Genomic DNA, 12,265 nt, shown 5'->3' with positions numbered 1-12,265 from the left:
TGTCACAGCAACAACTCGTATCTGGATGAAGCGTGAATGCGCAGACTGCGGCCTCCGCCCCTGTTATCTCGGGACGTCAACCACGCGCGATCCAGAACGCGTTGAGAATCCTCGCGGAAGTGGCTCGCGCGGGCGAAGGAGTAACAGCCAGAGACATCTCAGACACACTGGCCATACCTCCCGCGACCGTATACAGGGTGCTGACGCTTCTGGTCGACGACGGATTCATCCTTCGTCGGCCCGATCGCCCAGGCTGCTTCGCACTGGGCCACAAGGTCGCCGCGCTAGCCAACACCTCCATCAGACCAACGGTGTGCACAGCCGCCCGCGATCTCCTCACCGAGCTACGTAACGAGATCCGCTTCGGTGTCCGCCTCTACTCGTACACCGACACAGTGGTACGCCTGAGCGCCCCGGATCCGGAGTACCCGTGCCGGTCCGATGAGAACTACCTCAACCAGCACCTCCACGCCAGCGCCGTCGGCAAGCTGATCCTCGCCGAGAAGGACGGGCTCGACTCGACCTTCCAGCGCGGAGGCCCCCAACCGCTCACGGCCCGGACCGTCCACGTGCGCAGCGAACTCCGCAGGCACCTCGACCTCGTCCGCGATCAGGGCTATGCCACTCAGGTCGGCGAACTGCGCAATGACTCTGCCTGCGTCTCAGTGCCAATCCGATCCGCTGCCGGCACCCTCGTCGCCGGCCTGGTTCTATCCGGACACATCAACCATTTCCACCTGATGTTTCACCACATCGAGGCACTGCGAAACCAAGCAGCTCACCTGTCACTACTGCTTTCGTGACCAGTATGGTCATGCGGGCGGAGCGAAAGCGTCGCGTCCCCAGCTCGACCTAGCGTTGGCGCGGCTACGCGAGGACGACGTCCTGGTACTCACCCGGCTCGGACGGTCGGTGCTGCACCTGGTCACCCTCGGCGCCGAACTCCGTGAGCGCGGCATCGGCCTCAAAGTGCTCGAACAGGGCATCGACACCGCCACCGCCGAGGGCCGCGCCATGTTCGGCATGTTGTCCTGGCCGAGTTCTCTGTTCTCTGGACACGCCGGGACGCTCACCTCCCTGATCTGGGAGTTGCAGCCTGATGCACTGAGTACCGGCACGGGGAGGCCGGTATGCGGGTGGTCAAGGCGTGAGATCTTCACACTCGACCGCCCCTCGTCGGTCCAGGCTACAGTCGGCAGCATCAGCGGTGAGCGATTGGCACGCGCTTCGAGGCACGCCAGACGCTCATCCCGAGCCTGTCGCTGGAGGTTCTGCGGAACGGTGACGACGCGGTGTGGACGATGCGGTCTCGATTTTCCCTGGCCCGCGCCTTGGTCAGTTTCATACTGCTCCGTCCTCGGTGGTGTACATCCGATCCGCCGTGGACGGCGCCGGAGGCTCTGGGCGCAGCCATGGGGGCACGGCGCACCCTCCACGTCATCGCCAGCTCGTCGTCGAGGTGGACCTGACTCGCGAACGCGACATCGGTCGAGGTCGGCGCGCTTGCTGCGGCAACGTCACAGTTCGAGGGTGTGCGCGTCGCGGTGGGGCCCGATGACGCCGGCGTGGAAGGATGCCGCCGAAGCCACCCGAATGCCGTTGAGACCCAGCGCCTGGTCCAGCGTCTGCCGGTGGGTCGCCAGGTTCGCCGACGTCCAACTCCTCGCCCTGGCCACTCCCGACGATGCGGGTGCCCGCGAGTTCGTGGCCCGAACCGAGCTCCGGGAACCCTGCGCATCTATATCCGCGAAACAGTTCAACGCCTCCCGCGCCGCGCGAAGCTTCTTCGCCCATCACAACACCGTCCTCAACCGACTCCGGCGCGCGGAAGGAATGCTGCCACTTTCCCTCGCGGGCAACAGCCTCGTAATCGGCGTAGCCCTGGAGATCGCATACTGGCTCGGCCCGCACCCGGCCAACGGCGACGGCCCCGCGGCTGACCGGTCCGCAGATCGATCGACCCCATGACCGCGACCAGCCTTGGCATCCGCCCCGCCGCCCCGCCGCCCCGCCGCCCTGCGGCTTGGGCGGCGTCCGGAATCGGCTTCACGGTCCACAGGACGCAGTGACGACGCGAGCGCACCCCTGCCCGAAGCGGGCACTCAGCCACTCGGACGCATGACATTCCTTCTCGTCGGCCGAGCCTGAACAGAGGCGCGCTTGTAGTTGAGCACAACGCGGAGCCCGCCAGCTTCGTCGTACAGCCAATGGCCGTATGTGTGGTGGGTCCTCGATGATCTGGGGGAACCCAGACCCGCGAGCGCCGGAGGCCCATCCCTTGTCCGATATTGCAACGATTCCCCGCATCACGCGGACCCTGCTCGACGGCGTGACCGGGTCGGAGGTGGCGATCACGACCACCGCTCCGGCGACCGGCAGACCGCTGTCGACGATCCCGCAGTCGAACGTCGCCGACGTCGAGGAGGCGTTCAAGTACGCTCGAGCGGCACAGGGGCCCTGGGCGGCGACCCCAGCGGTCGACCGGGCACGCATCTTTCTGCACGCTCATGGGCTGATGACCAAGCGGCAGGACGAGATCCTCGACCTCATCCAGCTCGAAACCGGCAAGGGCCGGTTGCACGCCTACGAGGAGTTTCTCGACGGTACTGGCTCGACCCTCTACTACGCACGCAAGGCGCCGGGTCTGTTGCGTCCCCACCGCCGGGGTGGTGCGTTCCCGGTTTTCACCCAGACCCGCGAGCTGCAGCACCCCCGGGGAGTGGTCACGACCATTTCCCCGTGGAACTACCCCTTCGCGCTCAGCATGGACGTCGTGCCGGCCCTGCTGGCGGGCAACGCAGTCGTGCACAAGCCGGACAACCAAACGCCGTTGTCGAGCATCTGGGCCCGGTCGTTGCTCGTCGAATCCGGTATGCCGCAGGAGGTGTGGCAGGTCGTGCTGGGGGACCCGGCGGTCATCGGTGATGCGCTGATCGACCAGGCCGACTTCGTCGCCTTCACCGGTTCGACGCCCGCTGGCAAGGCGATCGCGACTCGGGCGGCGCAGTCGATGACTGCCTCCAGCCTGGAGCTGGGCGGTAAGAACCCCATGCTGGTGCTCGCCGACGCTGACATCCCCAAGACCGCGGACATGGCGGTGCGGGCGTGCTTCGCCAATGCGGGGCAGCTCTGCGTCTCGATCGAGCGCATCTACGTGGACCGTTCCCGATACGACGAATTCGTGCGCGAGTTCTCCGAGCGCGTTTCGGCGCTGCGCTTGACGACCGGGCTGGACTACTCCGGCGACGTCGGGTCGCTGACCTCGGACAAGCAGCTGCAGCGCACCAGTGGGCACGTCGCTGACGCGCTCGCGCGGGGCGCTCGGGTCGTTGCCGGTGGCAAGCCGCGGCCCGACATCGGCCCGTTATTCTTCGAGCCGACCGTGCTGATCGACGTCCCTGCCGATGCCCCAGTGCTCCATGACGAGACGTTCGGACCGCTGGTCAGCGTCCTGCCTTTCGACAGCGAGGATGAGGCCGTCGCGCTCGCCAACGCCACGCCGTACGGCCTCAACGCCTCGGTCTTCAGCCGCAACGTGCGGCACGCACGGGAGATCGGTGCCCGCATCGAAGCCGGCACCGTCAACATCAATGAGGGTTACGCGTCGGCCTATGCATCGCACGATGCGCCGATGGGTGGCCGGAAGCAATCGGGCATGGGGCGCCGCCACGGATCCGCGGGGATCTTGAAGTACACCGAGTCACAGACGATCTCGAGCCAGCATGTGATCGGCTTCGACCCGTCACATGGCATGAGTGCCGACGTTCACGTGAAGTTCCTGAACTCCACGTTGCGTGTGCTCAAGACGCTGAAGGTCCGGTGATGGCAGTGACGAGGAGTGGTGGCAGCACCGCCGTCGACGACACCTTCGACTACGTCGTGGTGGGTGCCGGCTCGTCCGGCGCGGTGGTCGCGGCGCGGCTCAGCGAAGACCCATCGGTGTCGGTCTGCTTGCTGGAGGCAGGAGGCACCGGCAAGAGCCAGTCGGTGATGATCCCCGCGGCGTTCTCGCAACAGTTCCGCAGTGATTTGGACTGGAACTACGACACGTCCGAGCAGAAGGAGCTCGATGGTCGAGCCATCTTCTACCCGCTCGGCAAGATGCTGGGCGGCTCCTCGTCCATGAACGCCATGATGTGGGTCCGCGGCTTCGCTCACGATTACGACGCCTGGGCCCAGGCGGCAGGCGACGAGTGGGGCTGGGCAGCCATGAGTGATGTCTTCCTCCGCATCGAGGACTCGGACACCCCCGGCGACGGCCACGGCCGTGGCGGACCCCAGTCCGTGCGGGCGTTACGCAGTCCCAGCCCGCTGACCGAGGCATTCCTGCGCGCCTGTGTCGAGGCGGGACATTCCCGCTCGGCCGCTGACGACGTCAACGACGGCCACCAGGACGGCTTCTGGCTCACTCCAGTGACGCAACGTCGAGGAGTGCGGGCGAGCACGTCGCGCGGCTACCTGGACGCTGCGACAAAGCGGACGAACCTCAGCGTTCGCACTGACTTCCTCGTGGAACAGCTCGTCATCGACGATAGCGTCACCGTCGGCGTGCGCGGGCACGGACCCGGTGGCCGGCGCGTGATCGGTGCGCGCCGCGAGGTGGTGGTCAGTGCCGGGGCGATCAACACCCCGAAGCTGCTGATGCTCTCCGGTATCGGCCCAGCCGATCAGCTGAGGCATCACGGGATCGATGTCGTAGTGGATGCCCGCCAGGTCGGGCACAACCTGCTCGACCACCTCTTCGCCCCGATCGTCGCCGAGACCGTCGGCACCTCCACGCTGTTCACGGCGCAGAGTCCGAGGCAGCTGGCCAACTTCTTGATCAGACGACGGGGGATGCTCACCTCGAACGTAGCTGAGGCGTTCGGCTTCGTCCGCAGCGATCCGGCGCTGCAGGCGCCGGACCTCGAGCTGCTGTTCGCGCCAGCCCCCTTCGTCAAGGAAGGCCTGGAACCCGCCCAGGCGTCGGGCATCACGGCCGGTGCCATCGTCGCGCAGCCCCGCAGCTCGGGAATCGTCAGCCTTCGTTCAGGCGACGCCTCTGACGCGCCGGTGATCGACCCCGCCTACCTCACCGACGACGAGGGCGCCGATCGTGCCGTCCTGCTGGCCGGGCTACGCATGGCACGGGACATTCTCCGGGCACCATCCTTGCGCGGCTATATCACCGGCATGATCCAGCCGCTCGGTGCTGATCTCGACGCGCCGGACGACGAGCTGGTCGAGCAGGTGCTCACGCAGCACGCGCACACGCTCTACCATCCGACCTCCACCTGCCGCATGGGTCGGGACGAAGCCGCGGTGGTCGACCCAGACCTGCGCGTGCGCGGGGTCGGTCGCCTGCGGGTGGCCGACGCCTCCGTGATGCCCACGATCATGCGCGGTCACCCGAATGCGGCTTGCATCGCGATCGGCGAGCGAGCGGCCGACCTGTTGGCGCGGGCCGAGAGGCAGCCGGTATGACGACGGCGCAGACCACCCTCATGCGGCAGCGGGCACAGCTCCTCGACATCTGTGCCGACCTCAGGGCAGATCAGTGGCGGACGATGAGTGCCGCGCGACCCTGGCAGGTGCGGGACGTGGTGGCCCACCTGGGTGCGACCTGCCGCGATGCCTTCGGCCCGCGGCTCGGGGCACTGGTCTTCGGTACTGCGGTCGAGCACGCCAACGATGACGCCGTGATCCGTTGGAGGAAGAAGACACCAGCCGAGGTGGTGCGCGAATACGCCCGCTGGAGTGGGGTTTTCGCCGCTGTCTACGACCGAACGGCGTCGACGCCCGTAGGCGCAGTGCCGCTCCGACTGGCCGATCTGGGTTGGTATCCGATCAGGCTGCTGCCCGACATCCTCGTCTTCGATCATCATGTGCACTTGCACTACGACATCGCCCCGGTGATCGGGTTGTCACTGCCTGAGCCCGACGAGGCGACCATGTCGAGCGTGCTGCGGTGGATGCTGGCCGGTCTCGAGCAGATGAATGCCTCTGACATGCGATTCGTGGACCGGCCGTTGCGACTTGAGCTCACCGGCCCCGGCTGCGGATCTTGGACCATCTCCCCATGTGGCGACGGCCGGTTGCGGGTGACAGACGACCAGAGGGATGCGGCCGTGGCGATCCACGCCAAGGCGGTCGAGTTCCCCGAGTGGGCAACCACCCGTGCTCCGTGGCGGGAGCGAGCGGTCGAGCTGTCCGGTGACCGTGAATACGGGGAACGCTTCCTCGACCACCTCAGGATCATCTGATTCCATCCCCAGTGTCATGGCCGTGCGGGGCAGCGCACCTCACCTGAGGGTGCTTGACGAGGCTAGGGACTGGAGCCGGGGGTCGCGGAACCGTTGGCGGCGTTGGCGTCTGGAGTCAGCCGCGCTGCGTGAAGCGCGGCGAAGAGCTCGGCGGTGCCGCGCGGATCGCTGAACGAACGACCGGATAACTCCTCCAGTCGGCGCAGCCGGTAGCGCACGGTGTTGCGGTGGTAGTGCAGCAGTTCCGCTGTCCGGCTGGTCGAACCGTTGCAGTCGATCCACGCGAACGCGGTATCGATCAGAACGCGTCGGTCGTCCTCCGGCAGATCGAGTACGGGCCCGAGCACCAGCCGCGCCAGGTCGGCTGCCCCAGCTGGTTCGCGCACCAGCAGCGCCTCGACCGGCACCTGCCGGTATGCCGTGGCGCCGGTCAACCCGGACGTCGAGGTGTGCATCGCGACATCAGCTTCGGCTAACCCTCTTGGGGCATCTGCAGGCCGGCCGAAGACGCGGCTGACGCCCACTGTGGTCGGGAGTGCCCGCACAGCATCGCGGATCGTCAGATCGAGGTCCGCGTCGGCGCGACAACAGATCAACCCAGTGGCGCGCGTCGGCTCGCGCCGCCATGCCGCGACCAGATCCGGTAGCCGCGCGACCCGGTCGCGTAGCGCGCCCAGCTCGTCATGCCCGTGGTCGTGGATCTTCCCCACCACCACCACGTAGCTACCGAGCTCGGGGAATCCGAGCGCCCGGACCGCGTCCCACAGGTGCCTGGTGTCCTGGACGGGACCGTCAAGGATCACATCGAGCAGGCGCCGCCGCGTCGCGCGGTCGAGTCGGGCGTCGGCGTCCGACCTGAATCGGTACGCGCCGGCGGCGACGTCCGAAAGAACGTCGATGCTCTCCCAGAGCCGCACGCACGTGTCGAGCAGCTCCGGCCCCACCTGCCGATCCGCGAGCTCGACCGACCGGTCCCAGATGGTGCGACCACCGAGCCGGTAGGCATGCAGCATGGCCTCCGGCGGGACACCGAACCCTGCCTTCCGCTCACCCGTCTCGAAGGCGACCTTTGTGTCCAGTGCCTCACCGGTGAGGTGTCGCAAGATGCCGTCGATGTTGGCCTCACAGCTGCTGCGCAGGTAGGCGAGCGGAATAAGGGTCGACTCCTCGTAGTGCGTTTCATCAGCGAGGATGCGCGCAAGGACAGCATCGGCGATTTGGTCACGTTCGCCGAGCAATTGGAGGGCGAGAGCGTGGACACCCGCCGTCCGGGCCGTACTTGCGCCAGTCATCGGTTGCTCCATCCGCGTAGCCTTGACGTCGACGTAATTGTCGCTCACGCTTCCCAGGAACTGGGCAAACTGTTCTGTTTCTGGACTGATTCCCATGAGGTGGTGTCCTTGTCCTTCCTCCGTGGTCAGCCGCGGTAGCGATCGGCAGGGAGGCTTCGACGGGACCCCGGTCGCCGACCCGATGGCGAAGGCAGGCTTCACGCACGGTGGCTTCTATAACCACTTCAGCTCCAAGGCGGCGTTGCTGGCCGAGGCCTCGTCACACGGCTTCTCGAGGACGGCCGCAGCCATCGAGAGCGCGGGAACCGTCGAGTTCCTGCGCCAGTTCCTGTCCCGCGCGCACCGTGACGCGTGTGACGAGGGATGCACCCTCGCGGGGTTGGGCGGGGACGCCGCTCGGCGTCCCGAGGTCGGCCCCGCATTCGAGGAGGGCATCGAGGCACTGCTGACCCAGCTCGAGCGCGGACTTCCTCACAGCGACTCGACCTCCGACCAGGACCGGGGCGAGCACGCCATCAACGCCCTCGCCCATGCTGTCGGCGCCGTGGTGTTGTCATGCGCGTGCCCCGACGACGCGGCGCCGGCCGACGAGATTCTCCGGACGTGCCGCGTCGACGTTCTCGCACGTGTCGATCACCCGGACGACGACTGAGGGCCGTGCCCGCGGCGGACTCACCGCATCGGCGCTCCGAGGGAACGGAGCTCACGCCGCAGCAGCTTGCCGGCGGCCGACTTCGGGATGGCGTCGATGAACTCCACCTGCCGAATCTTCTTGTAAGGCGCCACGTTTGCGGCAACGAACTCCATGGCGGCAGCCTCGTCGAGGGTGTGGCCATTTTTGCAGACGATGAACGCCTTCGGGACCTCTTCACCGTCCTCGTTCTGCACACCGATCACTGCAGCATCGGCGACGGCGGGATGGGTGAGCAGCACGGCCTCGAGCTCGGCCGGCGGCACTTGGTAGCCCTTGTACTTGATCAGTTCTTTGAGCCGGTCGACGACGTGGACGCAGCCGTGGCTGTCCAGGCGCGCGAGGTCGCCCGTGTGCAGGAACCCGTCCGCGTCGAGCATGTCGCGGGTGGCCTCCTCGTTGCCGAGGTAGCCCACCATCACGTTCGGACCCGCCACCCACAGCTCTCCTGCCGCACTGAATCCTTCGGCAGGAAGGTCGATCTCGTCCCCCGTCTCGGGATCGACGAGCTTGTTGAGCGTGTTGGGCACCGGCCATCCGCACGAGTCGAGTGAGGCTCTCCCGCCGCAGGAAGCCATCCCTCCATCCCGGGGCATGATGTGGCTGACGGGGCTGAGCTCGGTCATCCCGTAGCCCTGCAGCACCGTCACGCCCAGCCGCTGCTCGACCGCGTGCCCCAAGGCCGCGTCGAGCGGCGCGGCACCGGAGAGGACGACCTCCAGCGACGAGAGGTCGTAGCCGTCCACGCTGGCGCTCTTGGCGAGGGCCAGCGCCACGGGCGGCGCGATGAAGGCGAAGGTGACGCGGTGGTCCTCGATCGTGCCCAGCAACTGCTCGAGCTGAAACTTGGGCACGACGACGAGTGCCGCCCGCGCGGCCATCGACGCATTCAGCAGGACCGTCATGCCGTAGATGTGGAAGAACGGCAGGAGCGCCAGGATGCGGTCGTCCCGCCGCAAATCCAGGGCAGGGCTGATCTGGGCCACGTTGGCCACCAGGTTGCGGTGGGTCAGCATGACGCCCTTCGCCATCCCCGTGGTCCCCGAGCTGTAAGGGAGGACGGCGACGTGTCGACTGGCATCGATGTCGATCGTCGGTGCGGGGGCCCTGAGCGCGAGCAGCTCGGTCAGGTTCGGGTGTCCGTCGACGTCTTTTCCTGGGCCGTCGACGACGACGACCGCGGATGCATCGATCCCCACCGACTCGGCAGCCTCGCGGGCCGTCGACGCCAGCGCCCCGATGGTGATCAGCATCGTCGCGCCGGAGTCCCGCAGTTGCTTGGCGACGTCGGCCGCCGTGAAGAGGGCGTTGACGGTCGTCGCAGCGGCGCCGGCCCGCAGGATGGCGTGAAAGGAGATTACGAAGGCGGCCGAGTTCGGCGCCAGGAGGGCTACGACGCCTCCCGGTGCGAGTCCTCCCACTGCCAGGGCGCCGGCCAGGCCTTCGATGTCCGCGACCAGGGCACGATATGTCGTCGCCGTCCCGCTGGGCGAGTCGATCAGGGCGGTCCTGTCGAGGTCCGCCTCCTCGAGCGTCCCGAATAGTAGGTCGAAGAGGGTGACGTCGGGAATGTCGACGTCGTCGAACGGGCTGGCGATCATGCTGAAGCTCCGGATCTCGCGATGTGGGTATGGGACGGTGGTGGGGTGGTCGACATCCCGTCGACCGTGGCGAGGAAGGCCAGGACCCGGGCGGCGAAGTCGTCGGGGCACTCGATCTGCGGCATGTGGCCGATGCCGGCGAACAGCTCGGTCTCGGCGTGCGGGAAGGCCCGACGGGCGGCCTCCAGGTGGTGTGGGGCCAGGACCCGGTCCCGGTCACCCCACACCACCAGGGTGGGGCGGCGGTGAGCGCCCGCCGCCGTGGTCAGCGCCTCTCGCCAGCCGGGTTTGACGCCACACGGCGTCGCCAGCGCTCTCGTGGTCTCGAGCAGCACGGCACCCGTCCCCGGCTGGTCGGCGATCGCCAGGGCGTGCTCGACCCGTGCCGCGGTCGCCAGCGCGGGGTCGGCGAAGCTCAGGCGCTCGGTCGTCCGCGCGCCGGCTCGACTGGTGAGACGGACTGCGATGTCCCCGAGTACCGGCACGGCCAGAAGCCGCAGCGGCAGCGCGACTTCGGCGCCGAAGCCCGCGCTGTTGGCCAATACCAGGCTCGCCACTCGCTCGGGATCCAGGAGGAGGAGCTGCATCGCGAGCGCGCCGCCGAGCGAGTTGCCTGCCACGTGCAGCGGCCGATGCTCGCCGAGGACGTCCAGGGTCTCGATCACCCCCCGTGCGAGCGCCTCCAGCGTGGTCCGCTCGGGCATGCGGGCCGAGAACCCGAAGCCGGGAATGTCCAAGGCGATGACGCGATGGGTGCCCGACAACCGCGAGAACTGAGGGCCCCAGTCCTCGAGGCTGCGACCGATGCCGTGCAGCAGCAACAGCGGGGGGCGAGCCGGATCTCCCTCGACTCGGACGCGGGTCCGTCGCCCGGCGACATCCAACACGGCAGGAGCGCTCACCGGGCAGATCCTGTGCCGACGGCGCGATGCGTGGTCGATACCTGGGCGGCGGTGAACACCAAGGCGTCATCCTCGATGGGATCCCTGCCGAGCAGGGCGCGGTCACGCTTGTAGTTCTGATCCACCTGCCACGGGCCGCGCGAACCTTGCTGGGGGAACAGGTGCATCGCTCGGGCGACGTAGCCGGTAGGCAGATCCAGGTAGGGGCGCCGGACCAGAGTCGGATCGTCGGCCAGCGGGGTGACGGTGGCGTACCCATGACGGTCCATGTGGGCCAGCAGGCGGCAGAACCACTGGGCGACGAGGTCGGCTTTCAATGTCCACGCATTGTTGACGTAGCCGAAGGTGAAGGCGAAGTTGGGGATGCCGCTGACCATGAGGGTCTTGTAGGTCAGCTGTTCGTGCAGGTCGACTTTTTCCCCGTCGACATGCAGTGTGATCTTGCCGAATGGCACCATGTTGAGCCCGGTTGCGGTAACGATGATGTCGGCTTCGAGCTCGGCGCCGGACGCGAGCTGGATCCCGCCCTCGGTGAACCGGGTGATCCCGTCGGTGACGACCGAGGCGTGGCCGGCAGCGATGGCATGGAAGAGATCCGAGTCGGGGACGACGCACATCCGTTGGTCCCACGGCTCGTAGTTCGGGTTGAAGTGGGTGTCCACGTCGTAGCCTTCGGGGAGGGCGCCGATGTTTGCCCTGCGGACCAGCGCACGCATCTGCTTTGGGAACCGCCTGCTGAGGTTGTAGAGGGCGTGCTGCTTGTTGATGTTGATCGCTCGCGTGATCGCGTAGGCCGCTTTGTCGGGGAGCAGGCGCCGCAGCGTGTTTGCGATGGGGTCCTTTCGGGGCACTGGAAGGACGTACGTGGGCGAGCGCTGCAGCATGGTTACGTGGGCGGCCGTCTGCGCCATGGCGGGAACTACCGTCACGGCTGTGGCACCGCTGCCGATGACCACGACACGCTTACCCGCGTAGTCGAGGTCAGCGGGCCAGTGCTGCGGATGCACGACTTCGCCACCGAACTCATCGCGTCCCTCGAAGTGCGGTGTGTACCCGTTCTCGGTGTCGTAGTAGCCGGCCGCTGAGAACAGCATGGTGCACGAGACCTCGAATTCGGCTCCGTCACCGGTCCGTTCGATCGTGACGGTCCACCGCGACTCCTCCGACGAGAAGTCTGCGCGCAGGACCTTGTGACCGAAGTACAGATGTTCGGCGAGGCGGTTCTCGTCGACCGTCTCCTGGAGATAATCGAGAATCTCGTCGCCGTCCGCGATGGCGTTATCCCTCGTCCACGGCTTGAACCCGAATCCGAAGGTGTGCAGGTCCGCGTCCGACCGGATGCCGGGGTAGCGGAACAGATCCCAGGTACCGCCGATCGCGTCGCGGGCCTCGACGATGGCGAAACTCTTGTCCGGCTGCAGGGTCTTCAGGTGACGGCCCATACCGATCCCCGCTATCCCGGCACCAACCACCAGGACGTCGACGTGCTCGAAGGTGATGCGTGCCAAGTTGTTTGCGCTCATGCGATTCATCCTCT

Annotated in this window: 10 protein-coding genes and 1 pseudogene; 7 read left to right on the top strand and 4 right to left on the bottom strand. The window is 67.2% G+C overall.

The annotated features are described in order from the left end of the window. Window positions 1–32: 32 nt before the first annotated feature. From L1080_RS30805 to L1080_RS30780, 6 genes and pseudogenes are all read left to right on the top strand, one after another. Entirely contained in the window at window positions 33–803 is a 771-nt protein-coding gene (locus tag L1080_RS30805) for an IclR family transcriptional regulator (RefSeq protein WP_308202127.1), read from the top strand. A 10-nt stretch (window positions 804–813) separates the two neighbouring features. After that, window positions 814–1,032, top strand: a pseudogene (locus L1080_RS30800) (recombinase family protein); the annotation flags it as partial. Between the two features lie 522 nt (window positions 1,033–1,554). Next, window positions 1,555–1,968: a helix-turn-helix domain-containing protein gene (locus L1080_RS30795; protein ID WP_250770142.1), complete on the top strand. Its 414-nt coding sequence runs from the start codon at window positions 1,555–1,557 to the stop codon at window positions 1,966–1,968. Between the two features lie 310 nt (window positions 1,969–2,278). Further along, window positions 2,279–3,823 (top strand): succinic semialdehyde dehydrogenase, encoded by a 1,545-nt coding sequence (locus L1080_RS30790; RefSeq protein WP_250769844.1) that lies wholly within the window; start codon window positions 2,279–2,281, stop codon window positions 3,821–3,823. Continuing rightward, window positions 3,823–5,463, top strand: coding sequence for a GMC family oxidoreductase (locus tag L1080_RS30785; protein ID WP_250769848.1), 1,641 nt, complete (start codon window positions 3,823–3,825; stop codon window positions 5,461–5,463). Before L1080_RS30790 ends, L1080_RS30785 begins: the two co-directional genes overlap by 1 nt. Continuing rightward, on the top strand, window positions 5,460–6,242 hold the full coding sequence (locus tag L1080_RS30780) for a maleylpyruvate isomerase N-terminal domain-containing protein (protein WP_250769851.1): 783 nt from the start codon (window positions 5,460–5,462) through the stop codon (window positions 6,240–6,242). Before L1080_RS30785 ends, L1080_RS30780 begins: the two co-directional genes overlap by 4 nt. Window positions 6,243–6,304: 62 nt before the next feature. On the opposite strand, the gene L1080_RS30775 is transcribed toward L1080_RS30780, so the two are convergent. After that, the gene (locus L1080_RS30775) at window positions 6,305–7,630 is read right to left on the bottom strand and encodes a PucR family transcriptional regulator (RefSeq protein WP_250769854.1); all 1,326 of its coding nucleotides are present in this window, start codon (window positions 7,628–7,630) and stop codon (window positions 6,305–6,307) included. Window positions 7,631–7,655: 25 nt separating this feature from the next. Here L1080_RS30775 and L1080_RS30770 point away from each other — a divergent pair, with 25 nt between their 5' ends. Continuing rightward, on the top strand, window positions 7,656–8,186 hold the full coding sequence (locus L1080_RS30770; protein ID WP_250769857.1) for a TetR/AcrR family transcriptional regulator: 531 nt from the start codon (window positions 7,656–7,658) through the stop codon (window positions 8,184–8,186). A 20-nt stretch (window positions 8,187–8,206) separates the two neighbouring features. Here the strand turns inward: L1080_RS30770 and L1080_RS30765 are convergent, their stop codons facing one another. Genes L1080_RS30765 through L1080_RS30755 form a run of 3 tightly spaced genes read right to left on the bottom strand, consistent with a single transcriptional unit; the run spans window position 8,207 to window position 12,251 of the window. Further along, the gene (locus tag L1080_RS30765) at window positions 8,207–9,826 is read right to left on the bottom strand and encodes an AMP-binding protein (RefSeq protein ID WP_250769860.1); all 1,620 of its coding nucleotides are present in this window, start codon (window positions 9,824–9,826) and stop codon (window positions 8,207–8,209) included. Then, a complete protein-coding gene (locus L1080_RS30760; protein ID WP_250769863.1) occupies window positions 9,823–10,728 on the bottom strand; it encodes an alpha/beta fold hydrolase in 906 nt (301 codons plus the stop codon). The genes L1080_RS30765 and L1080_RS30760 overlap by 4 nt, the downstream gene beginning before the upstream one ends. After that, the gene (locus L1080_RS30755) at window positions 10,725–12,251 is read right to left on the bottom strand and encodes a flavin-containing monooxygenase (RefSeq protein ID WP_250769866.1); all 1,527 of its coding nucleotides are present in this window, start codon (window positions 12,249–12,251) and stop codon (window positions 10,725–10,727) included. The genes L1080_RS30760 and L1080_RS30755 overlap by 4 nt, the downstream gene beginning before the upstream one ends. Between the last annotated feature and the right edge of the window lie 14 nt (window positions 12,252–12,265).

The organism is Rhodococcus sp. MSC1_016 (genome assembly GCF_023667485.2).
GTDB lineage: Bacteria > Actinomycetota > Actinomycetes > Mycobacteriales > Mycobacteriaceae > Rhodococcus_F > Rhodococcus_F oxybenzonivorans.
This window is presented reverse-complemented; position numbering and strand designations above follow the sequence as displayed.

What these genes read in the sequence shown, in the direction of transcription:
- L1080_RS30795 (WP_250770142.1), top strand. Translation starts at nt 1,555, where the DNA reads ATGACGCCGGCGTGGAAGGATGCCGCCGAAGCCACCCGAATGCCGTTG.
- L1080_RS30785 (WP_250769848.1), top strand. Translation starts at nt 3,823, where the DNA reads ATGGCAGTGACGAGGAGTGGTGGCAGCACCGCCGTCGACGACACCTTC.
- L1080_RS30780 (WP_250769851.1), top strand. Translation starts at nt 5,460, where the DNA reads ATGACGACGGCGCAGACCACCCTCATGCGGCAGCGGGCACAGCTCCTC.
- L1080_RS30775 (WP_250769854.1), bottom strand. Translation starts at nt 7,630, where the DNA reads ATGGGAATCAGTCCAGAAACAGAACAGTTTGCCCAGTTCCTGGGAAGC.
- L1080_RS30765 (WP_250769860.1), bottom strand. Translation starts at nt 9,826, where the DNA reads ATGATCGCCAGCCCGTTCGACGACGTCGACATTCCCGACGTCACCCTC.
- L1080_RS30755 (WP_250769866.1), bottom strand. Translation starts at nt 12,251, where the DNA reads ATGAGCGCAAACAACTTGGCACGCATCACCTTCGAGCACGTCGACGTC.